Below are 25,259 nucleotides of genomic sequence, written 5' to 3'. Positions count from 1 at the left end.
CCGCCGCCGTCACAGCGGCCAGGCGTACGGCCCTTCCGGGTCGTCGAGCCACGCCCACGCGTACGGCCCGCTGACCGTCACCCCGAACCGCTCCCGCACGGGCCGCCGCTCCCGCTGCCACAGCGCGAGCGCCTCGTGCGGGTCGAGGCTGCCCGCGGTGAGTTCGAGCAGGAACCGGAACAGCTCGCTCTGCAGGGCCCGGCGCGGCAGCCCGCCGATGTGCTGCTCGGGCCGCTGCGGCGCGCTCCCGCCGCGCAGCGGCACGAAGTACGCCGGGGTGTGCAGGAACCGCCCCTCGGCGTGCTCGGCGTCCGCGACCCGCAGCGCGATCAGGCCGGTCGCGAGCGGTGCGAGGATCCGCGCGCCGGGTCGGCACTGCGCGAGCCAGGCCCGCGGCACCGAGCTGAGCGTGCACGTGGCGATGATCCGGTCGAAGGGCGCCCGGCGCGGACAGCCCGCGGCGCCGTCGCCGGTCACGACGACCGGCCGGTACCCGGCGGCCGCCAGATGCCGCCGCGCCGACTCGGTGATCTCCGGGTCGAGGTCGACGGTCGTGACGTGCTCGTCCCCGAGTCGGTGCGCGAGCAGCGCCGCGTTGTAGCCCGTACCGGCCCCGATCTCCAGGACGTCGTGCCGCGCCCCGTCCCCGACCTGCAGCTCGACGAGCATCTTGGCCATCAGCGAGGGCTGGCTGCTGGACGAGACCAGTTCCCCGTCCCGTACCCGGGTGGCGAGCGGCGCGTCCGCGTACGCCCCGCGCAGCCATCGCCCCCGCCGCACCGGGTCGGGGTCCTCGCCCCACATCCGTTCGTAGCCGCCGCCCGTGCTCACGTAGTAGTACGGCACGAACAGGTGCCGCGGCACCGCCTGGAACGCCTCCCGCCAGGCGGGGTCGTCGTCCCAGGCCCCGCCGACCTCGATCTCCCGCACCAGCCCGGCCCGCGCCTCGGCCGCCCGCACGGGGTCGGGCCCGGGTTCGTCAGGAAGTGGAGCGTGCGCACCCATACCCCCACTGTGCTGCCCCGGGCCGCTCGATGCGAGTGGTCCTAAGCCTTCCGTCCTCGTCCCTCGCGTCTGAGACCATGGAAGGGTGAATGAGATCCCGCGCGGCACGCTTCAGGAGCAGACCTTCTACGAACAGGTCGGCGGCGAGGAGACCTTCAGGCGCCTGGTGCACCACTTCTACCAAGGAGTCGCACAGGACCCGCTGCTCCGGCCGATGTACCCGGAGGAGGACCTGGGCCCGGCCGAGGAGCGCCTCGCCCTGTTCCTGATGCAGTACTGGGGCGGCCCCCGCACCTACAGCGACAACCGCGGCCACCCCCGCCTGCGCATGCGCCACGCCCCGTTCACGGTCAACAGGGAAGCCCACGACGCCTGGCTCAAGCACATGCGCGCAGCCGTCGACGCCCTCGGCCTCTCCGAGGAGCACGACCGCACCCTCTGGAACTACCTGACGTACGCGGCGGCCTCCATGGTCAACACCCCCGGCTGACGAAAACGCCCACAGCGGCCTGAGCCGCTGTGGGCAACCACTCCACCACCGCTGTGGGCCATCGTTCCGCAGGGCGACAGGGGTCTGCGCCGCTCCAGCGGAGTCGAGAGCTCGGGGAAGGGCGGGCACAGCCCCGTCCAACGGCGCCTGTCAGGTCGGCGTAACGCTGAGCGCCCCAACGCCGGCCCGGCGCACGGCAACAGACCCATAGGGCGTCCGCAACCGCAGCCACGGCCCCGCCGACAGCAAGTCGACCGCGTCGCCCCGCAAGAACCCGAGCGACTGCGCCGCGTGCGCGGCCCGCACGGGCAACTCGGTCCCCGGCACCGCCCGGGACCAGATCTCCCGCCCCACGAGGTCCAGCTCGGCCCGGACCCGCCGCTCGGGCGCCAACTCCTCCACCCGTCCCCGGAATTCGGCGACGGCGTCGCGCACGAGCGCCCGCACGTCCTCCGCCGAAGGCAACCCGGGCTCCTGCCGCCACCCCCCGCGAGGCGGCAGCACCCCGGCCCACGGCGGCCCGGTGACCGCGTCCGGCACCACAGCCGTACCGGCGGTCTCCACGACCTCGCCCGCCTCCGCCACGGACTCCAGGAACTCCCCCGCGGAGACGGTCACGTCGAGCGCGGTGTCGAGCCCGTGCTCGTACGGCTTCGCGAGGCGCGCCGTACGAATGGCGAGCACCTCGAACGACGGCGGCCGTCCGAACACCGCCAGGGTGTCCCCGGCGGCCTGCAGCCGCACCGCGGCGGCCTTGTCGTAGTGGACGAGCCGCGCCAGGAAGGCGGTGAGATCCACCGCCTCCCCGGCGTCGGCGAAGTCCAGTCGCACGGTCATGCGACAAGCGCCCCCGCACCGCCCGCGCGCCGGCCGCCCGCCGCGCTCGCCGTGTCCTCGGGGCGGTACTCCTCGAGGACGGCCCGCTCCTCGGCGGTGATCCGCCGCGGCCGCTGGGCCCGCAGGTCGAACGGGACGACGATCGTCGACGCCCGCACGTACACCTGCCCGCCCTCCTCGGGCTCCTTTATCTCGTACGAGATCGTCAGCGACGCGGCCCCGATCTTCGTGACCCACGACTCGATGGTGACCGGCTCGTGCCGGTGCACCAACGGCCGCAGATAGTCGATCTCGTGGCGCGCCACCACGGAGCCGCCCGAGAACGAAGGACCGCCGTCGTCGGACGAGAGCCGGAACATGAAGTCGATCCGCGCCTCTTCCAAGTACCGCAGGAAGACGGCGTTGTTGACGTGCCCGAAGGCATCCATGTCCGACCACCGCAGCGGGCAGCTGTAGATGTGGCGCGCCATGTCAGCCCCGCGTGAGCTTCTTGTACGTGGCGCGGTGCGGACGGGCCGCGTCCGGACCGAGCCGCTCGATCTTGTTCTTCTCGTACGACTCGAAGTTGCCCTCGAACCAGAACCACTTGGACTCGCCCTCGTAGGCGAGGATGTGCGTGGCGACCCGGTCCAGGAACCACCGGTCGTGGGAGACGACCACGGCGCAGCCCGGGAACTCAAGGAGCGCGTTCTCCAGGGACGACAGCGTCTCGACGTCGAGGTCGTTGGTGGGCTCGTCGAGGAGCAGCAGGTTGCCGCCCTGCTTGAGGGTCAGCGCCAGGTTCAGCCGGTTGCGCTCACCGCCGGAGAGCACGCCCGCGGGCTTCTGCTGGTCCGGGCCCTTGAAACCGAACGCGGACACGTACGCCCGCGAGGGCATCTCGACCTGGCCCACGTTGATGTAGTCCAGCTCGTCCGAGACGACCGCCCACAGCGTCTTCTTCGGGTCGATGTTGGCGCGGCCCTGGTCGACGTAGGAGATCTTGACGGTGTCGCCGACCTTGATGTTGCCCGAGTCCGGCGTCTCCAGGCCCTGGATCATCTTGAACAGCGTGGTCTTGCCGGCGCCGTTCGGGCCGATGATGCCGACGATGCCGTTGCGCGGCAGCGTGAAGCTCAGGTCGTCGATCAGGACCTTGTCGCCGAAGGCCTTCGAGAGGTTCTCCACCTCGACGACGATGTTGCCCAGGCGCGGGCCCGGCGGGATCTGGATCTCCTCGAAGTCCAGCTTCCGCATCTTGTCGGCCTCGGCGGCCATCTCCTCGTAACGCGAAAGGCGCGCCTTGGACTTGGCCTGGCGCCCCTTGGCGTTCGACCGCACCCACTCGAGCTCTTCCTTCAGACGCTTCGCACGCTTGGCGTCCTTCTGGCCCTCGACCTTGAGGCGGGTGGCCTTCTTGTCGAGGTACGTCGAGTAGTTGCCCTCGTAGGGGTGCGCGCGGCCGCGGTCCAGCTCGAGGATCCACTCGGCGACGTTGTCGAGGAAGTACCGGTCGTGGGTGACGGCGACGACGGTGCCGGGGTACTTCGCGAGGTGCTGCTCCAGCCACTGCACGGACTCGGCGTCCAGGTGGTTGGTGGGCTCGTCGAGCAGCAGCAGGTCGGGCGCCTCGAGCAGCAGCTTGCACAGCGCGACGCGGCGGCGCTCACCACCGGAGAGGTTGGTGACCGGCCAGTCGCCGGGCGGGCAGCCGAGGGCGTCCATGGCCTGCTCCAGCTGGGTGTCCAGGTCCCACGCGCCTGCGTGGTCCAGGTCCTCCTGGAGCTTGCCCATCTCCTCCATCAGCGCGTCCGAGTAGTCGGTCGCCATCAGCTCGGCGACCTCGTTGAACCGCTTGAGCTTGCCCATGACCTCGGCGGCGCCGTCCTGGACGTTCTCCAGGACCGTCTTGGACTCGTCGAGCGGCGGCTCCTGCAGGAGCATCCCGACCGTGTAGCCGGGCGACAGGAACGCGTCACCGTTCGACGGCTGCTCGAGCCCCGCCATGATCTTGAGCACCGTGGACTTACCGGCACCGTTCGGACCCACGACACCGATCTTCGCGCCGGGCAGGAAGTTCAAGGTGACGTCATCGAGGATCACCTTGTCGCCGTGCGCCTTGCGCGTCTTGCGCATGGTGTAGATGTACTCAGCCAAGAGAAACCGTCCGGCAATCAGTGTGTGGGCAGATACACCCCATCTTGCCGTACAGCCACCCCCCGGAAGAAACCAGTATCACGAGGCCCCCGTGACCTGGCCCTTCCGCGCCCCACCTGCGTAGTCGATCCGTCACCGACCGTGTCTACGGCTGCCTCACTCCTCGGACGGCGCCGCCTTCGCGGGCTCCGCCGGGTCCTTCTTCCTGCGCAGGAGGAAGACCGCGCCGCCGCCGACGACGACCAGGACGACCGCGATGGCGGCTATCAGCGGTGTCGCGTTCGACCCGCCGGTCTCGGCGAGGTCGCCGCCGCCGCTCGTGCCGCCCGCCGACGCCGGGCTCGGGTTCGACGCGGGCTGCGCCTTGCCGTCGACGGTGACCGCGCTGCCCTCGGTCCGGCAGTCGAGCACTCCCTTGAACCGCTTCTCGAACCCGCCAGGCCCCATGATCGTGAAGTCGTAGGGCTGGTCCTCCTGGAGCGGTATCGTCACCGTCCGGCGCTCACCGGCCTTGATGGTGTGCTTGAACCGCATCAGGCTGAAGGTGAACGCCGCGTCCCCCTTGTTGCTCGCCGTGATGTCGACGCCGTTCTTGGCGCAGTTCTTCTCCGCGGACAGCGCGGGTATCGCGCCCTTCTCCGCCCAGTGCGCCGTCGCCGCGGCGGAGACCGTGGACTCGCTGGAGCCCGCGAGTATCTGCGTCTGGCTGCGGGTGTCGGAGGTGAAGGCCCTTCCGACCGGCACCGTCGTCGCCGCCTGCACCTCCAGCGCGGCCGTGCCGTCCGGCGCGCCCTTCGGCACGTCGAAGAACAGCCGGCTGCCGTCGCGGGCCGTCTTGACCTGCTTGCCGTCCTTGCCGACGACCTTCACCCCGCTCGCCGAGTCCGCGGGCGGCGTGACGGTCACGCTCTCCGCGTCGGTCCGCACGGTCACCGGGCCGAGGCGCTTTCCGGCGTTCCCGGAGACGGCCGCGGGCTCCAGGGTCAGTGACGCCTTCGGCTCGGGGCTGGTGCGCGCGCTGCGCTCCAGATAGTCCGCGAGCTTCTCCGCCCGGGGGTCGACGGCCTCGACCTTGATGGTGCGGGGCTTCGCCGCTTCGCCCGCCGCGCCGGGCCCACTCGACTTGCTCGCCGCCCCCGAACCGTCTGCCCTGCTCGACCCGCCGGACCCGCCCGACCCGCTCGGCTCACCGGGCGCGCTCGACGCACGCGGGGACTTCCCCTTGCCCAGGCTCTCCGAGTACCGCCAGATCGCCACCTGCGTGCCCGCCGCGGCCGACTTCTCGGTGAGCGTGCCCGCGCCCGACTGCCGGGCGAGCTGGGCGAGGTTGTTCACGCGGGGGTAGGAGTGCTGGAGGATCCAGCGGATCTTGCCCGCGTGCGGGTTGCCGTTCAGGGACGTGCCGCTCCAGGGGGTCTCCTGGTACTTCGCGTCCTTCTGCGTGGGGTTGTACAGGTCGATGCAGTACGTCTGCAGCGTGCCGCCGTTGTCCACGGACATCTCGAAGAGGCCCGCGGGGATTCTCTGGCTCTCGCCGCCCTCACGGACGACCGCCTGGCCGTACGTCTTGAGGCCGCCGAGGGTCGCGCTCGCCCCGCCCCGGTGCTGCGGGGCCTCGACCGCGGCGGCCGCGGTCGCGGTGGCCGTCGCACCGGCCACGACGAGGCCGGACGCCACCGTCGCGGCGGCGATGCGGGCCGCGCCGCGGCGACGCCGGGGCGATATCGCGAACGCCTTGAGTGCCCGCCGGCCTGACAACGCAGAAAACACAGAAATCCCCTCCGAGCGGGACCCAATTCACATGGGGGGACTGGCCCCGCCAGCAGATTCAACCGAGCAGACTCACCTGCCGACCGCCCCGCTCAGGCCTCAACCGCCTCACGGAGCCACGCCCGGCATCCTAAGGAAGCGACGCATCGCCGTTCCCAGTAGCGCCGTCAGGCAACCGATCCGAATCGGAATTGTTATCGACAACGCCCTTCTGAGCTGGGCATATCGACAAATCCATGGTTCCGGTTAGCGGGTCGGCTGCTGTCCGGCCGCGCGACGCGGGTCAGCCGACGGGGGCCGGGTCCCGCTCCAACTCGACGCCCTGGGCGCCTTCCGCCGCGACCTCCGGCCCACCGCCCGGCCCACCTTGCGGATCCGTCTGCGACTTGGCCCGTGGCTCCGCGCCCGGCCCCATCCGCGCCCGTGCCTCCTGCTGGGCCTTGGCGTGCGCCCGGTCCCGGTCCCCGGGCTCGGTGGGGAACTCGAACTCCGGCTCATCCCCCGTCCCGCGCACGGTACTTCGCTCCCCCGCGGCGGAGTCCATCGTCCTGCGCGTGCGCCGGAACGCGGACGTTCCCCGGGCGAGGTCGTGCCCGATGGACTGGGCGTCGATGTCCACCGACCGGAAGTGCTGCCCGCCCCGCTCCTCGTCCCGCACCCTCAACCTGCCCTGCACGATGACCGGTTCGCCGATCGCGAGCGAGCCCTGCACATTGACGCCGAGCGCCCGCCAGGCCCACACCGTGAAGAAGTTGGTGTGCCCGTCCGCCCACGCGTTGCGCGAGCGGTCGAAGTGCCGTGCCGTGACCGCGATCCGAAAGCGTGTCACCGGTCCGGACGGCAGCTCCCTGAACACCGGCGTCGTCGCCACGTTCCCCACCACCGTCACCACCGTGTCGTTCATGCCGACCCCTCCCTTGCGTCCACACACGTGCGGGCCCGTCCCGCACGCCCACGTCTGAGTCCGCGGCCGCTCGCCTCCTTCTCCCCTTCGCACTCCGGCGTCGGTGATCGGCGGGCTGCCGCGATCTCAGATTGCACCGGCCGGGCCGAGCCCGCTGAGCCCTGTGTTCTACCGGCCGGTTGTGGACAACTCCGTCACCCGACGGAGCCCTTCCGCTTGCCCACCCCGGCCCGGGCCCGGCCTCGGCCCAGGTCCCGCCCCGGGTCGGGGCCGAACACACCCGAGCCGAACACACCCGGGCCCGACCCGCCCCCGGCCTCGCCCCGCACCTCGCCCCGCCCGCCCCGTCCGCCCCTCCGCCTCCCCCTCCCCCTCACCCCCGCTGAGCCACCCGCACGTACTGCTCCCGCACCTCCCGGTACCGCAGCAGCTCGGCCGCCACCGGATCGAGCACCCGCGCCCGCCCGCACCCCGCGGCCGCCTCCCGCAGCCGCCGCTCGGCCTCGAAGCCGTACCGCCTGGCAGGGCCGCGCGCCGCCATCCCGCTGGCCCACTCCACGCAGGGTCCGCCGACGATCCCCAGGGCCATCAGGAGCACCGGCACGCCCAGGTTGGGCTCCGCGACCCCGACGATCTGCCCCACCAGCCACAGCCCGCCGACGACTTGAAGCAGCGTCATGGCCGCCTGCGCGAGGACCGCCACGGGCCACCAGCCGGGCCGCGGCGGCCGTCCGTCCGGCAGCGCCGCCCGCAGCGCTAGCTCGTCGAGCGCCTCGGGCAGACCCTGGGCGCCGCGTGCGGCCGCCTCCCGCACGGCCTGCCCCCAGGGCGTGGGCAGCCCGGTGGCCGCCTCGTCGGCGACGGTGCGCACGGCGTGCTCCACGCGCGCGCGTGCCGTCGCCTCCTCGTCCGCGGGCGGCGCCACGACGTGCCTGCCCGTGCTGTGCGGGAAGCGCTGCGCCTCGTACCAGCGCCACAGCCGCAGCCAGGGCGAGGAGCAGGCCCGGCCCGCGTGTCTGCGCCAGGCCCGCTCGGCGGCCTGGCCGGCCGCGGCCGCGCCGACGGCCTCCCCGAGCCGTTCGGAGAACTCCTCACGCGCTTCCTCGCTGAGCCCGATCGCGCCCCGCGCCGACGCCGACCCCACCCCGGCCGCGTACACCGGCCGCAGGTGCGCGGCCGCCGCGTCCAGGTCCGCCTCGATGCGCCGCGCCGCGGCCCCCCGTTCACGGGTGAACTGGCCGAGCGCTTCCCGCAGGTCGCCGACGCCCTCCCCGGTGAGGGCGGAGAGCGCGAGCACCGTGGCGCCCGGTTCGCCGTGCTCGCCGAGTGCGATGCCGTCCTCGTCGAGGAGCCGCCGCAGATCGTCGAGCACCTGGTCGGCGGCGTCTCCGGGGAGCCGGTCCACCTGGTTGAGCACGACGAACATGACCTCCGCGTGTCCGGCGAGCGGCCGGAGATAGCGCTCGTGCAGCATCGCGTCCGCGTACTTCTCGGGGTCGACGACCCAGATGACCGCGTCGACGAGTCCGAGGATCCGGTCGACGTGTTCGCGGTGGTCCCCTGCGGCCGAGTCGTGGTCGGGCAGGTCGACGAGGACGAGCCCCTGGAGTGCCTGTGCGTCGGCCCCCTGGAGCGGCCGGCGGCGCAGCCTCCCCGGGATGCCCAGGCGGTCGAGCAGCCCGGCGGCGCCGTCCGTCCAGCTGCATCCGATGGGCGCGGCGGTGGTCGGTCTGCGTACGCCCGTCTCCGAGATCATCACGCCCGCCAGGGCGTTGAAGAGGGTCGACTTGCCGCTGCCCGTGGCGCCCGCGAGGGCGACGACGGTGTGCCGGTCCGACAGCCGCCGCCGCGCCGCGGCCTCGTCGAGCACGCGCCCGGCCTCGGCGAGCGTCTCGCTGTCGAGTCGCGTACGGGAAAGCCCGATCAGCTCGCGCAGCGCGTCGAGACGCCCTCGCAGGGGTCCTTCGTAGACGACGGTCGTGTCCTGCGCGGGGGCGCTCTTCTCGTACGGGGCGCAGGGGTCGTACGCGGTGGAGTCCGTGTACGAGGACGGCCTCCCCGTAGACGCCGCCGAGGGGGAACCGGAGGGCACCGGTCCGGCGAGCGCCTCGGCCACGGTCCTGGCGTCCCCCTTCCCCGGGGACACGCCGGGCACCACGCGCCGCGCGATGAGCCCGTCGTCCCAGACGCCGACGGCCTCGCGCGCGTGGTGGCCGTTCTCGTCGCCCGACGCGGCGCGATCGGAAGGCTCCGCGCCCGGGGCGCTCTCGACGCGGCTTGCCGCGGCATCCGCACCGTCTGCGCTGTCGGTGCTGTCGGTGCTGTCGGTGCTGTCGGTGCTGTCGGTGCTGCCTGCACTGCCTGCGCTCTCCGCGCGTTCCAGATCGCCGGGGTGCTCGGTGTGTTCGGTGTGGCCCGTGACGGCGGTCACCGCGGTCACCTCTCCTTCTGCAGTACGGACAGCGCGGCGATGAGTTCGGCCTGGGGCTCCGGGTTGACGTCGAGGGCGTCGAGGGGGGCGAGGCGTCGCTCGCGCTCCGCGCCGAGGACCTTGTCCAGGTAGTCGGTGAGCAGCCGGCCGCCGCGGTCGCGCAGCCGCAGCGCCCCGTGTGCGCCGATGCGTTCGGCCAGGGTCTCTCCGGCGGTGCGTGCCCGGCGGCCGCCGAGCAGGGCGGTGGCGAGCAGCGCGGCGACGACGTCGGCGTCGGGCAGGGCGCTCTTGTCGGCGCGGTCGAGGGCGCGGACCTCTTCCTCGGCGTACTCCTCGAGTTCGCGCCGCCAGCGCCGTACGGCCATGCCGATGCGGTGTTCGGGGCTGTCGCCGTCTTCGTAGGGGGCCCTTTCGTACCGGCCGCCGCTGCGGGCGAGTGCGGGGGCCTGGGCGGCGGGCTCGCGCCGCCACGCGTCGTCGATGTGTTCGTCGGCTGCGGTGACCGCGCACAGCAGGAGCGCTTCGAGGCTTTCCGCGATGGCGTCCAGGAGCTCTCCGGGGCCGCAGTCGAGCGGGTAGGCGCGCCAGCGCTTCAGGGCGTCACCGGCGAGTGCGGCACCGGCCTGGAGGCGGGCGCGTACGCGCGCGTGCTCGCTCTCGTAGGCCTCGTCGACGGCGGACGTGAGGCGCAGGGCGGCGGCGTACTGGGCGGCGACGGCACCGGCGAGCTCCGGCATGCGGGAGTTCAGCGAACCGAGGACTCCGTAGGCGGTGCGTTCGATGGCTTGTCTACGGGAGGCGGGTTCCTGCGCGCGGTGGGCGAGCCAGGTGCGCAGGGGCTCCACGGCGGTGGCGGGGAGGAGTCCGCCGCCGCCCGCGGACTCGGGCAGTTCGGGGACGGTGAAGCGGGGCACGTCGCCGAGGCCGGCCTTGGCGAGGAGGGCGCCGTACTGGCGTGACACCTCGCCGACGACCTGGTGGGGGACGCGGTCGAGGACGGTGACGAGGGTGGCGTCCTGTTCCTTGGCGGTACGCAGCAGGTGCCAGGGCACGGCGTCGGCGTACCGGGAGGCGGTGGTGACCATGACCCACACGTCGGCCGCGCAGATCAGCTCGGCGGCGAGGACGCGGTTGTCGGCGACGAGGGAGTCGATGTCGGGGGCGTCGAGGAGGGCGAGGCCGCAGGGCAGGGTGTCGGCGGTCTCGACGCGCAGGACACGCTCGCTCTCGCCGCCCGCCGCGAGGCTCCCCCGGCTCTCCCGCCGCGCCCCGGCGGCGGCCTTGGCCGTCCCACCAGCTCCACTCACCTCACCCACCCCTCTCGCCCTGTCCTCACCCGTGCCGCCCCGCCGGGGTGCCCACGCGCGCGTGAGGTGCGGCAGGACGCGCATTCCGGCGAACCAGTGCTGGTCCTCGGGGTGGCACACCAGGACGGGCGTGCGGGTCGTGGGCCGCAGGACGCCTGCCTCGCTGACCTGACGGCCCACCAGAGAGTTCACGAGGGTGGACTTGCCCGCGCCGGTGGAGCCGCCCACAACGGCCAGCAAGGGCGCTTCGGGGGCGCGTAGCCGGGGCACCAGATAGTCGTCGAGCTGTGCGAGGAGCTCGTCCCGGTTGGCCCGCGCGCGTGGCGCCCCCGCGAGGGGGAGCGGAAAGCGTGCGGCGGCGACACGCTCACGCAGGGCGGAGAGTGCGTCAAGCAGTTGAGGCCGTACGTCCAAGGTCACCACATGCGAAGAATGCCCAATTTTGGCGCCTTTCTGAAGCATATGGGCACCCCTGCGCGCCGATCGGACACCCGCGACGGAAGGGACGGCTGGGGCGCAGGCATAACGAGTGCACAACACCCGGGGCGCCAGACGCCAAAAGCGATGCGAGATTCGCACCTGCCTGCGATTATCAGGACCGCTTCACCGAACCTCCACATCGCGTGGCGGAGGTGAAGCACCAGGGACAAGCCACCAGGAGCCCTATCCTTGTCCCCGGTCCATGGTCCACGGCCCCCGGCAAGGCCACGGACCACCCCACACCGGGCTCCAGGCCACCGGCCACCACCCGGCCCCCGTAGCTCAGTGGATAGAGCAGGTGCCTTCTAAGCACTTGGCCGCAGGTTCGAGTCCTGCCGGGGGCGCCACACAGCATGTGGGCGGCGGATTCGTCCACCGCTCCCGCGCGTTTCCGGCCTCGCTCCCGGCTCCTCCCCTCCCCCACCCTCCCGTGAAGTGCGCCACACGGCCTGGCCGGACATGGCGGGGTGGGCGGCGGTCCAGGCGTCGGTGCGTCTCATGCCCTTGAGCCAGCCCGTGCAGGCGACTTGTTCGCGGGCGGTGAGGCCGGTCATGGCAGTGATGGCCTGCGGCATCCAGGCGACCCGCTGCCGGTATCCCGCGTGTGGGATCCTCGGCCGCCCAAGCGCACCCGGCCCGCCGAGGGGCGGGTCACCCCGGCGGCCAGCTTGAGCAGAGTCGGCTGCCCGGCGCCGGTGGGGCCGAGAAGGACCGTGAAGCCGTCAGGGACGGTGTGGGTCAGCCGGCCGAGGACCGGTGGCTTCCTGCGGCCGTAGGCGAACGTGCAGGCTTCGAGCTGGATCGGCATGACGGAACGTCTTTGCTGGCGAGGACTTCCTGCAGAGGACTTCCTGACGAGGGCTTCCTCGGAGGGCTTCCTCGGAGGGATTCCTTGGAGGGCTTCTTCGAGCAGCGGGGCGAGCAGCACGACCAGGAAGTCGTTGGACCCGCCGGTCAGGGGTGAGGGGAACTCCACCACGACACCGTGCAATCCGGCGACGAGAACGGCAGGGGCCGCCAGGCACGGCACCAGCACGGGCCAGACCCGCCGGGCCTCGAACCACCAGTTCATGACGGGGTGTGCTGGTCGGTGTCCGCGCACGCCCTGACCAACTCGCTCGCGTACCGAGCCGCTTGCCGCTCCTTGGGAAGTTCGCGGGCCGCGGCGACCCTGCGCTTCATCGCGGCCATCACCTCTCCGGGGTTGTCGAGCTGCTGCTCCTCCTGCCGCTGCCACGCCAGATACCGTCTGTCGGCAGCGGCGACCGTGGCCGCCCACAAACCCGCTGACCGGGAACTGACTTCATCGGTACGCGAGCACGGGAAGCGAACGGACTTCAGCGCGACGCCGAGACGGACCGCCTCGGGGCGCGTGGACTTCGCAAGCGGCAGCCACCACTCCGTGTCGTTCGACCGTGTGCCCGAACGCCCGGAGGCCAGCGTGTCGTGGACCGTCCACGGGGTGCGCACCGCCACACCCGTGTCCCGCAGCACGCCGAGAGTGCGGATGACTTCCCCGCGCAGAGCCGCCACGTCGGCGCGGACGGCCTGCGGCACACAGACCCGGCGTGCCTCCCAGTGCAGTCCGGGGCGGCCTGTTCGCCGAACATCAGGGTGTAGCGAGTACAGGCAGTGAGGCAGTGGCCGCGGTGGCTTCCGTGCACCAGCGCCGCGATCGACTTGCCGCAGTTTCCGCTGGTAAAGCCGGTGTTTGAGTACGGGCTCAGTCCGTACTCAGCCCGCGCTCCCCGAGCCGGTGTGCCGCAGCCTCCCCAGAGCCACCCACTGCACCCCCGCGAATCCCGCCACCACCAGCCCCTGCAGGACGACCCACACCGTCCCCGCCGTCGTGGCCGACAGGGCGTCCGTGGCGGCGAGGGTGAGGCTGAGGACGGTCCAGAGGAGGTTCGCGGTGATGATGGCCGCGAGGGCGGGGCGGGCCACTCGGGGGCGGGTTGCCGTGAACTGGACGGCTGCCGCGTAGAGCAGGAGGAAGGCACCCACGGGGTAGAGGAGTGCCGCGTCGAGGCCGAGGAAGGAGTCGAGGAACTGGGCCAGGGCCAGGTAGGCGAGGCCGTTGGGGCCCGTGACGGCCGCGTCCAGTTTCAGGGTCAGACGGGCCAGGGAGTCGTCGCGGCCCCCCTGCGCCGCGCCGTGGCTCGACCGCGCCGCGCCGTGGCTCGACCGCGCCGCGCCGTCGCCCGACCGCGCCGCGCCGGTCGTCGTGAGGGGTCCGGAGTAGTTCGCCGATGTCATCTTTCGGTTCCTCCCGCTCGGTTTTCCGCCCTGTTCAGGGCGGTTCCAGACTCGTTCGGCGGGTGGAGTGCGGCAATTACCCGTGAGGTAAGGCCGGGGCGCGTCAGGGGCTGCTCTGTGCCGTTGTCGCTCTTTCCCTCAGGCGCCGCGGCGAGGGCCCCCGGTGCGGTGCGGATCTGTTTCCAGGCCTACCGGACCTGATTCCAGGCCTACCTCCTCGAACCGGCCCTGCTGGCGCTCCGCCACCTCGCCCAGGAGTCGGAGGCGGCGGCGCGCTACCACGGCCGGCCGTCGGGCCAGGCGGCGGGCGAGACAGCGGACCAGGCGGCGGACCAGGCAGCGGGCCAGGCGGCGGACCAGGCCGCCGGCTAGTCGTACAGCCTCTCGATCTCCTTCGCGTACGCCGCGGCCACCGCCGATCGTTTGAGCTTCAGGGACGGTGTGAGCAGGCCGTTCGCCTCGGTGAACTCGCCCTCGGCGACCACGAAGCGGCGGATGGACTCCGCGCGTGAGACCGCCTCGTTGGTGTAGTCCACCGCCTTCTGCAGGTCCGCGAGAAGGTGTGGGTCGTGGCACAGTTCGGACAGGGGCGTGTCCTTGGGGCGCTTGCGCACGGAGAGCCAGTGGGCGACGGCTTCCGGGTCGAGGGTGATGAGCGCGGCCACGTAGGGGCGGTTGTCGCCGACGACGAGGCACTGGCCGACCAGGGGGCGGCCGCGCAGGCGGTCCTCCAGGACGGCGGGTGAGACGTTCTTGCCTCCGGAGGTGACGATGAGGTCCTTCTTGCGGCCGGTGATGGTGAGATAGCCGTCGTCGTCGAGGGACCCGAGGTCGCCGGTCGCCAGCCAGTCGTCAGCGAGGACGGCGTCGGTGGCTTCCTTGTTGTTCCAGTACGCGTCGAAGACGATGCCGCCCTTGATGAGGACCTCGCCGTCGTCCGCGATGCGGATCGCCGTGCCGGGCACGGGCGTGCCGACGGTGCCCGGGCGGGGGCCGAGCGGCGGCACGATGGTCGCGGCCGCGGTGGTCTCCGTCAGGCCGTACCCCTCGTAGATGAGGATTCCGGCGGCGTAGAAGAAGAGGTTGAGGCGCTTGTCGAGCGGGGAGCCGCCGCTGATCGCGTAGCGGAGGCGGCCGCCGACCTCTTTGCGGACGCGGCGGTAGACGAGGAGTTCGTACAGCGCCCAGCCGAGGTAGAGGCCCGGGGACGGGCCGCGGCCCCGGCCCTGGAACTTCGCCAGGTAGGCCTCGGCGAAGCGCACCGCGACGCGGTCCGCGCGCTCGAACGAGGCGCCGCGGCCCATCCGTTCGGCGATCGCGCGCCCGGTGTCGTGGATCCGCTCGAAGAGGTACGGGACGCCGACGACGAACGTCGGCCTGAAGGCGCGCAGTTCGGGGCGGAGCTCGTCCGGTTTGACGCTCGGGAAGTGGCCCAGTTCGATGCGCGCGAGCATGCAGGCGATCTGGAGGGAGCGGCCCAGGATGTGGGCGAGCGGCAGGAAGAGGAGAGTCGACGCGGTCTGGCCCGTGACCTCCTTGAAGACCGGGTGCATGAGTTCGACGGTGTTGGCGGCCTCGGCGTGCAGATTGCCGTGCGTGAGGACGCAGCCCTTGGGTCTGCCGGTGGTACCGGAGGTGTAGCAGAGGGTCGCTACGGAGTCGGGTGTCAGGGCCGAGCGGCGGGCGGTGACCTCCTCGTCGGCCACCGCGTGGCCGCGCTCGGCCAGTTCGAGCACCGCGCCGTCGTCGAGGACCGACACGGCCGGGGGCACGGGGTGTCCCGCGACCGCGCGGCGCGCCGTCTCCGCGTTCTCAGCGGTCTCGGCGATGAGGAGAGTGGCACCGGAGTCGCGCACGATCCACTCGATCTGATCGGCGGACGACGTCGGGTAGACAGGCACGGTCTGGCCGCCGGCCGCCCAGATCGCGAAGTCGAGTACCGCCCACTCGTAGCGCGTACGGGACATCAGGGCGACCCGGCCGCCCGGTTCGAGGCCTGACGCGATCAGGCCCTTCGCGGCCGCGGTGACCTCGCGGGCGAAGGCCGCGGCCGTGACGGGGCGCCACCGGCCCGCCTCCTTGCGGCGCAGGACGACGGCGTCGGGGGCCTCGGCGGCGTTGGTGAAGGGGATGTCGGCGGCGCTGCCCCGGGTGGCCGCCGCCGCGAGGGCGGGGGTGCGGGCCTCCCGTACGACACCGTGTTCGTCCCTGACGGTCTCGACCTTGGCGCGATCCGCCAGGTCCGTGCGGCGGCGCGCCTGTTTCAGGTCCTTGCGTACGCCCATGACGGCTCCCGTTCGTTCGCTCGGCGCGGGTGCGGCGGTGCGGTGCGGCGGTGCGGCGGTGCGGGGGGTGAGGGCTGTGCGAGGTGCGAGGTGCCCCGAAGGGACGGGGGTGCGGGGTGCGGGGTGCGGTGGGGGGCGGGGTGCGGTGGGGGGGCGCGACGTGACGCCTGTGTGGCGGATCCCCGCGCTTACTCAAGAGTCAACTTACCGACGCGTAAGGGAAATTCAATGGTTCGCGCAGAAGAACTCCGGACGCCGCCCCCAAGGACGCACCCACCCCGACGAGCGGCCGCCGCACCGGCCCCCGCGCCTCAAGACCCGGCTGACCTGCGCCGAAGTACGCTGCATGACCTCTACACGCACCCCAGTCCGCAGCCGCGGCACGCTGGGCGCCCTCATCGCCCTGACCGGGACGGCCACCGCGCGGCCGGGCGGCCAACTCGCCGCCGCCCGGCCGTATCTGCGGGCCGCGCTCTGTCTGGCGCCCGCCCTGGTGATCCTCGTCGCCGGCTACCAGCGGCGCTGGATGTCCGACGACGGGCACATCTACGTCCGCACGGTCCGGCAGATCCTCGCCGGGCACGGGCCCGTGTTCAACCCGGGCGAGCGCGCCGAGTCGTCCACGGGGACGCTGTGGCAGTGGCTGCTCGTGCTCGCGGGGCTGCCGGGCGCGGACATCGCCACCGCCGCCGTGTACGGCGGGCTGCTGCTCACGGCGGCCGGGTTCGCGCTCGCCGCGTGGGGGGCGGTCCGGCTGCACGACGGGGACGGGCGGGGCGGCCCGGGTGACGGTGCGGGCGGCCCGGGTGACGGTGCGCGGGGCGGCCGGGCGCTGCTCCCCCTCGGCGTCCTGGTGCCGCTCGCCCTGCCGCCCGTCTGGGACTTCGCCACCTCCGGCCTGGAGACGGGGCTCGCCACCTGCTGGCTCGGCGGTGCCTGGCTGCTGCTCGTCGCGCGGCCCCGTTCCCTCGCCACCGCCTTCGTCCTCGGGCTCGGCCCGCTCGTACGCCCCGATCTGGCGCTGGTCTCCGCCGTGTTCCTGGGCGCGCAGTGGCTGAGCGCGCGCCCCTCCCGGCGCGCCGCTCTCGCCGGTGCGGGTGTCGCGGGGGCGCTGCCCGTCGCGTACGAGATCTTCCGGATCGGGTACTACGGGCATCTGGTGCCGCTGCCCGGCGTCACCAAGGAGGCCTCGCAGAGCCTGTGGGGGCGCGGTCTGGGCTACCTCGGTGACTTCGCCGGGCCCTATCTGCTGTGGGTGCCCGCCCTGTTCGTGGTCGCGGCCGTGCTGCCGTCGGGGCGCACCCGGCTGCCTGGGGGCGCCGGAGCGCGCGTGCCCCTCGCCCCGGCGCTCACTCCCGCCCTCGCGCCCGTCATCGCCGGGGCGCTCTGCTGGGCGTACGTCATCAAGGTCGGCGGCGACTTCATGCACGCGCGGATGTTCCTGCCGGGGCTGTTCCTGCTGGTCCTGCCGGTGTTCCTGGTGCCCGCCACGCGCGCGTGGGCACTGGCCGCCGCGGGGGTCTGCGTGTGGGCCGTGGTGTGCGCGGCGGCGCTGCGGATCGGATACGAGGGGCGGATCGGCCCCGGTGGCATCGCGGACGAACGCGGCGTGTACGTCCGGCAGAACGCCGCCGCCCACCCCGTGCACCACACGTTCGGCGGCTACCGCGAGAACGCCGCGTACGCGCGCGAGGTGCGCGCGGCCGGGCGGGGCGACGCGGGCGCCCTGTTCATCTCCCGCACCCGCGTGGCCGCCGCCACCCCCGCCGTGACCGGCTTCTACGCCACCCTCGGCCTCAACGGCACCGTCGTCCCCCTCGACGGCGCCGCCCTCGACCCCATCGGCCTCGCCTATCCCCTGGCCGCCCACTCCCAGCGCATCGCCCACGCGCGCGTGGGTCACGACAAGTGGCTGCCCGACGAGTGGGTCGTCGCCGACCGCGGCACCGCCGACCTGCCGTCCGGGCTCGACCCGGCGCGGGTGGCCGCCGCCCGGCGCGCGCTCGCCTGCGGGCCGCTCGCCGAACTGCGCGCCGCCACGCGCGCCCCCCTCACACCGGGTCGTTTCCTGCGCAACGCCGCCGGCGCCCTGGAGCGGACGTCCTTCCGCTTCCCGAACGACCCGGTGCGGGCGGAGCGGGAGTTGTGCGGTACCCGCGCCCCCTAGGGGGCGCGGGGGTTGTTTCGGCGTGCGGCTCCGCCGCGTGGGGGCTGCCGGGGCGGGGGAGGGGAAAGCCGCGGACGCGTCTGCTCGGTGATCCGGCAGACCCGTCTGCGGCTTTGTCGTGGCTGGTCGCGCAGTTCCCCGCGCCCCTACGGGGCGCTGCCCCGCACAGTTCCCCGCGCCCCCTACCGGGCGCTGCCCCGCAGGTCGTTCGCCTCGCTGATGCTCTCCGCCAGCTCGCTCACGTCCTTGTCGCCCGTCGTGTGTGCGAGGCCGCGCGCCCACTCCTCCAGGCGGTCCGGCGCCGGGGCGCCCGGCAGCGGGGCCGTGCTGTGGTCCTCGCCCTGACCGCCCTGACCGACCTGACCGCCCTGGCCGCCCTGACCGCCCTGTCCGCCGTAGCCGTCCGGGCCGCCCTCCCCGGGCGGTTCGGCGTCGGCGGCGCGGTCGTACGCCCGCAGCCCGTCGGCGAAGTACGCGGCGGTGGCGGCCACTTGGAGGCCCGGCTCCGCCTTGTCCAGCGTGCCGTCCAGGTCGCCGGTGCGCAGGTCCGCCGACGCCTCGCGCGGGGCGCGGCTCTCGGGGTCGAGCCAGCGGACGCGGGCGGTCGCCACGGGGCCGCTCGCGCCGGGCCGGGTGCGCACCGCGTACAGGGCCGTCACCGTGTGCCCGGGCCCGACCTCACCACCGTCCACGCGGTCGTCGCGGAAGTCGTCGTCGGCGACACGCCGGTTGTCGTACCCGATGAGCCGGAACCGCTCGACCGTCTCCGGGTCGAAGGACACCTGGGACTTGGCGTCGCGGGCGCGCAGGTCGATGTTCGCGGGCAGCCGCTCGCAGAACACCTCGCGGGCGTCGTCCTCGTCCGCCACGTACGTGGTGTGGCCGTCGCCTCGGTCGGCGAGCCGTTCCATCAGGGCGTCCCCGTAGTCGCTGCCGACGCCGACGCCGAACAGCGTGATGCCGTGGGCGCGGCGGGCGTCCTCGACGCGCCGCAGGATGCCGTCGGCGCTGGTGTCACCGGTGTTGGCGAGGGCGTCGGAGAGCAGCACGACGCGGTTGGTGGCGCCCTCGCGCAGGCCGCGTGAGGCGGTGTCGTAGCCGGTGGTGATGCCCGCCTCGACGTTCGTGGAGGCGGTGGGGCGCAGTGCGTCGACGGCGGCGTGCACCTCGTCGCGGCTGTCGCCGAGACGGGTCAGGGGCAGCACGGTCTCGGCGCGGTCGCTGAAGGTCACGAGGGCGACCGAGTCGTCGTCGCGCAGCCGGTCGGTCATCACGCCGAGGGACTTCCTGACCAGGTCGAGGCGGCCCGGCTCGGCCATGGAGCCGGAGATGTCGATCACGAAGGTGAGCGCGGCGGGCGGGCGTCGGCGCTCCTCGTCGTCCGGGCGCGTCGCGAGGCCGACGCGCATCAGGGACCAGCCGTCGGCGCCGGTGCGGGCGCCGTCCACGCTCACGGAGAAGCCGTCGCCCGCGGGCTTCGGGTAGTCCTGCCGGAAGCTGTTCACGAACTCCTCGGGGCGCACCGTCGCCGGGTCGGGGAGGCGGCCCCGGTCCAGGGTGCGGCGGGCGAAGCCGTACGAGGCGGTGTCCACGTCCAGGGCGAAGGTGGAGCGCATGTCAGAGGGGCCGTGGCCGGGGCTCGGGGCGATGTCGCGGTGCGAGCTGTTCTCCCGCTGCCGCGAGTCCTGCGCCCCGTCGGGCGGCGGGGCGGGCGCGGGGAGGGCGTTCGACCCGCGTTCCTTGCCCGACGCGCGCTTGTCGCCGTTGTCGTCCCCGCCGCCGCTGCAGCCCGCGAGGAGCAGGCCGCCCGCGAGGAGGGCGGCGGCGAGGGCGGTGCGGCGGTCACGCGGGCGGGCGCGGGCGCGGTCGCGGGCCCGGGTGCGGGCTCGGATGTGGTCGCGGGCGCGGGTGCTGGATCGGGTGCGGTCGGCGTTGCGGGTGGACAGGGTGTGTCGCACGGGTCGGCCCCCCGGTTCGTCTCGTCGGCGTTCATGCCTGTGACGGCCGGGGGGCCGAGGACGATCGGTCCCGTACGTTGCGGAAGGGTCTCAAGTCGGCCACGGTGAGCGGAAGTCGGGGCTCCGCCACCGTGGCCCGGCTGCCCCCCCCTACGACACCACGTCCTTCCGCGAGAACCCCCGGAACGCGAGCGCGAACAGCACCAGGGCGTACGTCACCGAGATCGCCGAGCCCTGGATCATGCCGCCCCACTCCGGTGTCGGCTGGAACACGTCCGCCCAGGCGAACTGCCAGTGCGCGGGCAGGAAGTCGCGCCAGCTGCCGAGGGCCGTCACGGCGTCCAGGACGTTCCCGGCGATGGTGAGGCCGACGGCGCCGCCGACCGCGCCGAGCGGGGCGTCGGTCTTGGTCGAGAGCCAGAAGGCGAGGCCCGCCGTGACCAGTTGGGACACGAAGACGTACGCCACGACGATCGCGAGGCGCTGGACGGCCGTGCCCGCGTCGAGCGTGCCGCCGGTCGGGATCTCCAGCGGCCCCCAGCCGTACGCCGCCGCGCCGACCGCGAGCGCGACCACCGGGAGCAGCAGCATCGCGGCGGCGCTCAGGCCGAGCGCCACGGCGAGCTTGGACCACAGCAGCCGGGCGCGCGGCACGGGCGCCGCGAGCAGATAGCGCAGGCTCGACCAGCCCGCCTCGGAGGCGACGGTGTCCCCGCAGAACAGCGCCACGGGGATCACGAGCAGGAACCCGGCGGACACGAACAGGCAGGTCGCGGCGAAGTTCACGCCGGACGCCGTGGCCGTGTCCATGAGGGTGACCTGGTCGTTCCGGCCGCCCGGTGATCCGGCGACGGTGAAGGCGATCCACAGCACGAACGGCAGCAGGGCGAGGATGCCGCCCATCACCAGGGTGCGCCGCCGCTTGAGCTGGCGGATCGCCTCGACGCGCAGGGGCAGGGTGCGCCCGGCGCGGTACCCGGGCGCGGTGGCGCGCTCGGCGGGGCCGTCCCCGGGGGCGGCGGCCGCCGGGTCGAGCGCGGTCACCACGCCCGCGTCCGGCGCGTCCGGGGTGCTCTCGGTCGCCGTCATGCGGTGCCTCCGATCAGGGTCAGGAACGCGTCCTCCAGGCGACGGTGCGGTCCGACGGACTCGACGGGGACTTCGAGGCGGACGAGTTCGACGAGCAGCCGGGACGCCGGGGAGCCGTCCCCGGTGCCCGGTCCTTCGAGGCGGACCAGGAGCCCGCCCTCGGCACGCGTCGCCGACGCCACGCCCGGCAGCGACGCCACCTTCTCCACCAGCGGGTCCGCGATGTCGGCGGCGAGGCCGACCAGGAGGGTGTCCCCGGAGCCGACGATCTCGTCGACGGGGCCCGCCTGGACGAGGCGGCCGCGGTCCATGACGACCAGGTGCGTGCAGGACTGCTCGACCTCGGCGAGGAGGTGGCTGGAGACGATGACGGTGCGCCCGCCCTCGGCGTACCGGATCATCACCTCGCGCATCTCGCGGATCTGGGGCGGGTCGAGGCCGTTGGTCGGCTCGTCGAGGATGAGCAGGTCCGGCAGGCCGAGCATGGCCTGGGCGATGGCGAGGCGCTGGCGCATGCCCTGGGAGTACGTACGCACGGCGCGGGCCAGGGCGTCGCCGAGCCCGGCGATCTCCAGGGCCTCGTCGAGGTGGGCGTCGGCGGCGGGGCGGCCGGTGGCCGCCCAGTACAGCTCCAGGTTCTCCCGGCCCGAGAGGTGCGGCAGGAAGCCGGCGCCCTCGACGAACGCGCCGACCCGGGACAGGACGGGCGCGCCGGGCCGGATCGCGCGGCCGAAGACGCGGATCTCGCCCGCGTCGGGGCGGATGAGGCCCATGAGCATGCGCAGGGTCGTCGTCTTGCCCGCGCCGTTCGGCCCGAGGAGGCCGAGGACCTGGCCCTTCTCGACGCGGAAGGAGAGGTCCTTGACCGCGTACCGGTCGGTGGACTTCGCGTACCGCTTGCTCAGGTCCGTGATCTGCAGGGGGACTTCGGCGAGCGCCGGGTCGGGCGCGGGCGCCGTGGTGCGCCTGCGGCCGAGGACGAGCAGGGCCACCGCGAGCGCGGCGCCGGTGATCGGCAGCCACCACACCCAGGCGGGCAGCGGCGCGGCGGCGGTCTCCACGCCGGGGGCGGTCGGGACCTTCAGGCCGCTCTTCAACGACACCGTGTACGCGGCCGGGCGGGCCGGTGAGGCGTAGCCGAGGTCGGTCGAGGCGAGCACGAGGCGCAGCCGGTGGCCCTTCTTCAGCTCGTGGTCGACGGCGGGCAGCGTCAGGTCGACGTCCACGCCGTCCACGGCGCCCTCCACGCGCACGGGGGCGACGAGTTGGGCGGGCAGGACGCGCTGGTCGCCGCCGGGCCCGACGTCGTACACCTTCCCGAACAGGACCGTGTCCTCGCTGTCGGACTTCACGTGCGCCCGCACGGTGGGGGTGCCGGTGACGCGCAGGTCGCCGGAGACCGGCTTCGACTCGAAGGCCGCGTACTGGCCGGGGAAGTCGAGGGAGACGCCGATGCCGAGCGAGGAGAGCTGGGCGAGACCGCCGCCCCTGCCGCCGCCACCGGCCGCCGAGCCGATGCCGGGCAGGGAGGACACGGCGGGCGGCGAGGCGCCCGCGGGGTTGTCGAAGGTCTGCGGGCGTCCGGCGAGGGGCACTTCGCGCACGCCGCTCGCCAGGCCCGGGTAGCGGTCGCCGCTCGCGCCGCGCAGGGTGGCCGCGCCGTCGGTGGAGTCGATGCCTCCGGTGCGCGTGACGCGGAAGGCGGGCCCGGTGTCGACGCTCTTGTCGTCCTTGAGATAGCGGTCGAACCAGGTCCCGACGCGGGACGCGACCCGGTCGGTCTCCATGTCGCCGCCGTCGTGCCCGCCCGCGATCCAGTCGACCGACACGGGGGCGTGGTTGCCGCGGATCGCCCGGGCCATGGCGTCGGACTGGTCGAGGGTGAACAGCGAGTCGGTCTGGCCCTGCACGATCAGGGCGGGCACCTTGATGCGATCGCCGACGGCGGAGGGGCTGCGCTCGGACAGCAGCTCACGGGCCTTCGCGTCCGGCTTCCCGGCCACCGCCACGCGGTCGTACATCTCGCACAGCCGCTTCTCGAACCGGTCGCAGCCGCCGCCCGCGCTGAGGAACATCCCGGCCCAGAGCTTCTTGAAGACGCCGCGGGGGAACAGCGCGTCCGCCAGGTTCCAGTACGTGATGACCGGGGCGATGGCGTCGACCCGCTGGTCGTGTCCGGCGGCGAGCAGGGCGGCCGCGCCGCCGTACGACGCGCCGGTGACACCGACGCGCGGGTCGCCCGCCTTGTCGAGGCGCACCTCGGGGCGCTTGGCCAGCCAGTCGATGAGGCGGGAGACGTCGGCGACCTCGCCCTCGGGGTCGTTCAGGCCGATCCGTCCGGTGGACCTGCCGAAGCCGCGCGCGGACCACGTCAGGACCGCGTAGCCCTCGCGGGCCAGCTTCTCGGCCTGGTCGCGCACGTCGCTCTTGCTGCCGCCGAAGCCGTGCCCGATCAGGACGGCGGGCCGCTTGGTGCCGGGGTCGCCCGCCGTGAAGTACGACGTGTCGATCCGCACCTCCTGGCCGTCGGCCGCCCTGCCCATGGCGAGCATCCGGTCCGAGCGCCGCACGCCCGGTTCCTCGTCCGACGCCAGCGCAGTCCACGTTCCCGCTCCGGCGAGCAGCACCACGGCGGCCGCGGCGGCGAACAGCCGCCGCGGCCCGCGCAGCGCGGCCTTCCAGGCTCCGGCCTTGGGCCGTCGTAGATCCATGGCGTCAACCGTACGGGGGCCCGCCGACAACCAATGCCCCCGCTGGTCGGAACCCGGGCGCCTCCCCGGGAAGTACGGCGGGGCACCGGCGTACCGCCGACGCGGTAGGGCGCGGCCCCTGCCGTCCAACTGTCAGGGGCGCCTACCCTGTTGACCCATGACACCTCCGCCCGTGCCCTCCGGGACGCCCGCCGCCCCCGCGGATTCCCTCGCCCTCGGCCAGCGCTCGCTCGGCGACCCCGACGTCCGGTACCCGCTGTGGCCGCCGCTCACCGAGGGCTGCCCGGTCACGAGCACGGAGTCCGTCGCGTACCCCGTAGAGGTCGACTACGCCTACGACAAGGTGCCCGCCGACTACCTGGCCACGGCGGCGGACCGGCCGCGCGGCCACGAGCGCTGGGCGGAGCTGCTGCCCCCGCTGCACGCGCCGGGCCTCGCCGAGGGCGGCACGCCCCTCGTCCCGCTCGGGGACGGCGTGTGGGTCAAGGACGAGTCCCGCAATCCGACCTGGAGCCACAAGGACCGGCTGAACCGGGTCACGGTGAGCGCGGCCGTCGGCGCGGGCGCGCCGGGCGTCGTCGTCGCCTCGTCCGGCAACCACGGCGCGTCGGCGGCGGCGTACGCGGCGCGGGCCGGGCTGCGGTGCGCCGTCGTGACCTCGGCGGAGGTGCCGCCCGCCGTCGACGCCTTCCTGCGCGGGTACGGGGCCGCCGTCCTGCCGGTGCCCACGGAGGCGCGGTGGCCGCTGCTGCGCCGGATCGTCGAGCGGACCGGCTACCACCCCGTCAGCAACCTCACGCCCGCCGCGCACACCGGGCACGGCTTCGGGCCCGAGGGCTACAAGACCCTCGCCTACGAGATCTTCACCGACCTCGGCGTCGTCCCGCGCGCGGTGTTCGTGCCCACCGGCTACGGAGAGATGCTGTTCGGCATCTGGAAGGGGTTCGCCGAGCTGGTGCGGCTCGGGCACGCGGAGCGGGTGCCCCGGCTCTACGGGTGCGAGCCCGCCGCCGGAGGGCCGCTCGCCGCGGCCGTGCGGGACGGGGTGCCCGCGGCGCACGTCCCGCTCGGGCCCACCGCCGCGTACGCCATCGCCTGCCCCGTCGGCGGGTATCGCGGCGTCGTCGCCCTGCGCGAGAGCGACGGGGCCGCCCTGCTCGTCACGGACGAGGAGATGGCCGCGGCCCGCGCGGAGCTGGCACGGAACGGGATCTGGGCGGAGCTGTCGGCCGCCGCGGGCCTCGCCGGGCTCCGGCGGCTCGGCGCCCGGGAGGACGGCCCCGTGGTGTGCGTGTCCACGTCCAGCGGCTTCAAGGACCAGGGCCTCCTGACCGCCGGTCCTTCCGCGGTGGTCGACCCCGATGACTGGGACGCGGTGGAGCGGCGGCTGCGCCGGGGGTGAGGGCGCGCGGCCGGGCGGGGGCGGGGAGCTC

17 protein-coding genes, 1 tRNA gene and 1 pseudogene are annotated in these 25,259 nt (G+C 73.7%); 4 read left to right on the top strand and 15 right to left on the bottom strand.

Going from position 1 to position 25,259, the window contains the following annotated elements; genetic code table 11:
- Positions 1-9: 9 nt before the first annotated feature.
- A complete protein-coding gene (locus tag QUY26_RS25865; RefSeq protein WP_289950675.1) occupies positions 10-1,005 on the bottom strand; it encodes a methyltransferase domain-containing protein in 996 nt (331 codons plus the stop codon).
- A gap of 85 nt (positions 1,006-1,090) precedes the next feature.
- Here QUY26_RS25865 and QUY26_RS25860 point away from each other — a divergent pair, with 85 nt between their 5' ends.
- On the top strand, positions 1,091-1,495 hold the full coding sequence (locus tag QUY26_RS25860) for a globin (protein WP_289950673.1): 405 nt from the start codon (positions 1,091-1,093) through the stop codon (positions 1,493-1,495).
- 150 nt (positions 1,496-1,645) lie between these two features.
- Here the strand turns inward: QUY26_RS25860 and QUY26_RS25855 are convergent, their stop codons facing one another.
- The 7 genes and pseudogenes from QUY26_RS25855 to QUY26_RS25825 form a co-directional block, all read right to left on the bottom strand.
- On the bottom strand, positions 1,646-2,332 hold the full coding sequence (locus tag QUY26_RS25855; RefSeq protein WP_289950670.1) for a hypothetical protein: 687 nt from the start codon (positions 2,330-2,332) through the stop codon (positions 1,646-1,648).
- Complete coding sequence (locus QUY26_RS25850; RefSeq protein WP_289950667.1) at positions 2,329-2,802, bottom strand: acyl-CoA thioesterase; 474 nt, start codon at positions 2,800-2,802, stop codon at positions 2,329-2,331. Before QUY26_RS25850 ends, QUY26_RS25855 begins: the two co-directional genes overlap by 4 nt.
- Position 2,803: 1 nt before the next feature.
- Positions 2,804-4,468, bottom strand: coding sequence for an energy-dependent translational throttle protein EttA (gene ettA, locus QUY26_RS25845; protein WP_289950666.1), 1,665 nt, complete (start codon positions 4,466-4,468; stop codon positions 2,804-2,806).
- A gap of 156 nt (positions 4,469-4,624) precedes the next feature.
- Positions 4,625-6,238, bottom strand: a complete 1,614-nt coding sequence (locus tag QUY26_RS25840; protein ID WP_289950664.1) for an LAETG motif-containing sortase-dependent surface protein — start codon at positions 6,236-6,238, stop codon at positions 4,625-4,627.
- Between the two features lie 460 nt (positions 6,239-6,698).
- A pseudogene (locus QUY26_RS40960) lies at positions 6,699-7,142 on the bottom strand (single-stranded DNA-binding protein); the annotation flags it as partial.
- Between the two features lie 373 nt (positions 7,143-7,515).
- A complete protein-coding gene (locus tag QUY26_RS25830) occupies positions 7,516-9,582 on the bottom strand; it encodes a GTPase (RefSeq protein ID WP_289950659.1) in 2,067 nt (688 codons plus the stop codon).
- Positions 9,579-11,303 (bottom strand): dynamin family protein, encoded by a 1,725-nt coding sequence (locus QUY26_RS25825; RefSeq protein WP_289950657.1) that lies wholly within the window; start codon positions 11,301-11,303, stop codon positions 9,579-9,581. The genes QUY26_RS25830 and QUY26_RS25825 overlap by 4 nt, the downstream gene beginning before the upstream one ends.
- Before the next feature lie 328 nt (positions 11,304-11,631).
- Here QUY26_RS25825 and QUY26_RS25820 point away from each other — a divergent pair.
- A tRNA-Arg gene (locus QUY26_RS25820) sits at positions 11,632-11,707 on the top strand.
- 203 nt (positions 11,708-11,910) lie between these two features.
- On the opposite strand, the gene QUY26_RS25815 is transcribed toward QUY26_RS25820, so the two are convergent.
- The 4 genes from QUY26_RS25815 to QUY26_RS25800 form a co-directional block, all read right to left on the bottom strand.
- A complete protein-coding gene (locus QUY26_RS25815; protein ID WP_289950654.1) occupies positions 11,911-12,432 on the bottom strand; it encodes a hypothetical protein in 522 nt (173 codons plus the stop codon).
- Positions 12,429-12,917 carry a hypothetical protein gene (locus QUY26_RS25810; RefSeq protein ID WP_289950652.1) on the bottom strand — a complete coding sequence of 163 codons (489 nt, stop codon included), beginning with the start codon at positions 12,915-12,917 and terminating at the stop codon, positions 12,429-12,431. The genes QUY26_RS25815 and QUY26_RS25810 overlap by 4 nt, the downstream gene beginning before the upstream one ends.
- A 177-nt stretch (positions 12,918-13,094) precedes the next feature.
- Positions 13,095-13,616 (bottom strand): hypothetical protein, encoded by a 522-nt coding sequence (locus tag QUY26_RS25805; protein WP_289950649.1) that lies wholly within the window; start codon positions 13,614-13,616, stop codon positions 13,095-13,097.
- A 368-nt stretch (positions 13,617-13,984) separates the two neighbouring features.
- Positions 13,985-15,901 (bottom strand): AMP-dependent synthetase/ligase, encoded by a 1,917-nt coding sequence (locus QUY26_RS25800; protein ID WP_289950647.1) that lies wholly within the window; start codon positions 15,899-15,901, stop codon positions 13,985-13,987.
- Between the two features lie 346 nt (positions 15,902-16,247).
- Between QUY26_RS25800 and QUY26_RS25795 the strand changes: the two genes are divergently transcribed.
- Positions 16,248-18,068 carry a hypothetical protein gene (locus QUY26_RS25795; protein ID WP_289950645.1) on the top strand — a complete coding sequence of 607 codons (1,821 nt, stop codon included), beginning with the start codon at positions 16,248-16,250 and terminating at the stop codon, positions 18,066-18,068.
- A 182-nt stretch (positions 18,069-18,250) separates the two neighbouring features.
- On the opposite strand, the gene QUY26_RS25790 is transcribed toward QUY26_RS25795, so the two are convergent.
- From QUY26_RS25790 to QUY26_RS25780, 3 genes are all read right to left on the bottom strand, one after another.
- On the bottom strand, positions 18,251-19,960 hold the full coding sequence (locus QUY26_RS25790) for a YfbK domain-containing protein (RefSeq protein WP_436840528.1): 1,710 nt from the start codon (positions 19,958-19,960) through the stop codon (positions 18,251-18,253).
- Positions 19,961-20,176: 216 nt separating this feature from the next.
- Positions 20,177-21,115, bottom strand: a complete 939-nt coding sequence (locus tag QUY26_RS25785) for an ABC transporter permease (RefSeq protein WP_289950643.1) — start codon at positions 21,113-21,115, stop codon at positions 20,177-20,179.
- Positions 21,112-23,826, bottom strand: coding sequence for an alpha/beta fold hydrolase (locus QUY26_RS25780; protein WP_289950641.1), 2,715 nt, complete (start codon positions 23,824-23,826; stop codon positions 21,112-21,114). Before QUY26_RS25780 ends, QUY26_RS25785 begins: the two co-directional genes overlap by 4 nt.
- Before the next feature lie 157 nt (positions 23,827-23,983).
- Between QUY26_RS25780 and QUY26_RS25775 the strand changes: the two genes are divergently transcribed.
- Positions 23,984-25,228 carry a threonine synthase gene (locus QUY26_RS25775; protein WP_289950638.1) on the top strand — a complete coding sequence of 415 codons (1,245 nt, stop codon included), beginning with the start codon at positions 23,984-23,986 and terminating at the stop codon, positions 25,226-25,228.
- Positions 25,229-25,259 lie beyond the last annotated feature (31 nt).

It is taken from the genome of Streptomyces flavofungini, from assembly GCF_030388665.1.
GTDB classification, from domain to species: Bacteria; Actinomycetota; Actinomycetes; order Streptomycetales; family Streptomycetaceae; genus Streptomyces; species Streptomyces flavofungini_A.
This window is presented reverse-complemented; position numbering and strand designations above follow the sequence as displayed.

Excerpts from the sequence above, each read along its gene's own strand:
- QUY26_RS25865 (WP_289950675.1), bottom strand. The coding sequence starts at position 1,005 with ATGGGTGCGCACGCTCCACTTCCTGACGAACCCGGGCCCGACCCCGTG.
- QUY26_RS25815 (WP_289950654.1), bottom strand. The coding sequence starts at position 12,432 with ATGAACTGGTGGTTCGAGGCCCGGCGGGTCTGGCCCGTGCTGGTGCCG.
- QUY26_RS25800 (WP_289950647.1), bottom strand. The coding sequence starts at position 15,901 with ATGGGCGTACGCAAGGACCTGAAACAGGCGCGCCGCCGCACGGACCTG.
- QUY26_RS25780 (WP_289950641.1), bottom strand. The coding sequence starts at position 23,826 with ATGGATCTACGACGGCCCAAGGCCGGAGCCTGGAAGGCCGCGCTGCGC.
- QUY26_RS25795 (WP_289950645.1), top strand. The coding sequence starts at position 16,248 with ATGACCTCTACACGCACCCCAGTCCGCAGCCGCGGCACGCTGGGCGCC.
- QUY26_RS25785 (WP_289950643.1), bottom strand. The coding sequence starts at position 21,115 with ATGACGGCGACCGAGAGCACCCCGGACGCGCCGGACGCGGGCGTGGTG.
- QUY26_RS25855 (WP_289950670.1), bottom strand. The coding sequence starts at position 2,332 with ATGACCGTGCGACTGGACTTCGCCGACGCCGGGGAGGCGGTGGATCTC.
- QUY26_RS25850 (WP_289950667.1), bottom strand. The coding sequence starts at position 2,802 with ATGGCGCGCCACATCTACAGCTGCCCGCTGCGGTGGTCGGACATGGAT.
- QUY26_RS25775 (WP_289950638.1), top strand. The coding sequence starts at position 23,984 with ATGACACCTCCGCCCGTGCCCTCCGGGACGCCCGCCGCCCCCGCGGAT.
- QUY26_RS25805 (WP_289950649.1), bottom strand. The coding sequence starts at position 13,616 with ATGACATCGGCGAACTACTCCGGACCCCTCACGACGACCGGCGCGGCG.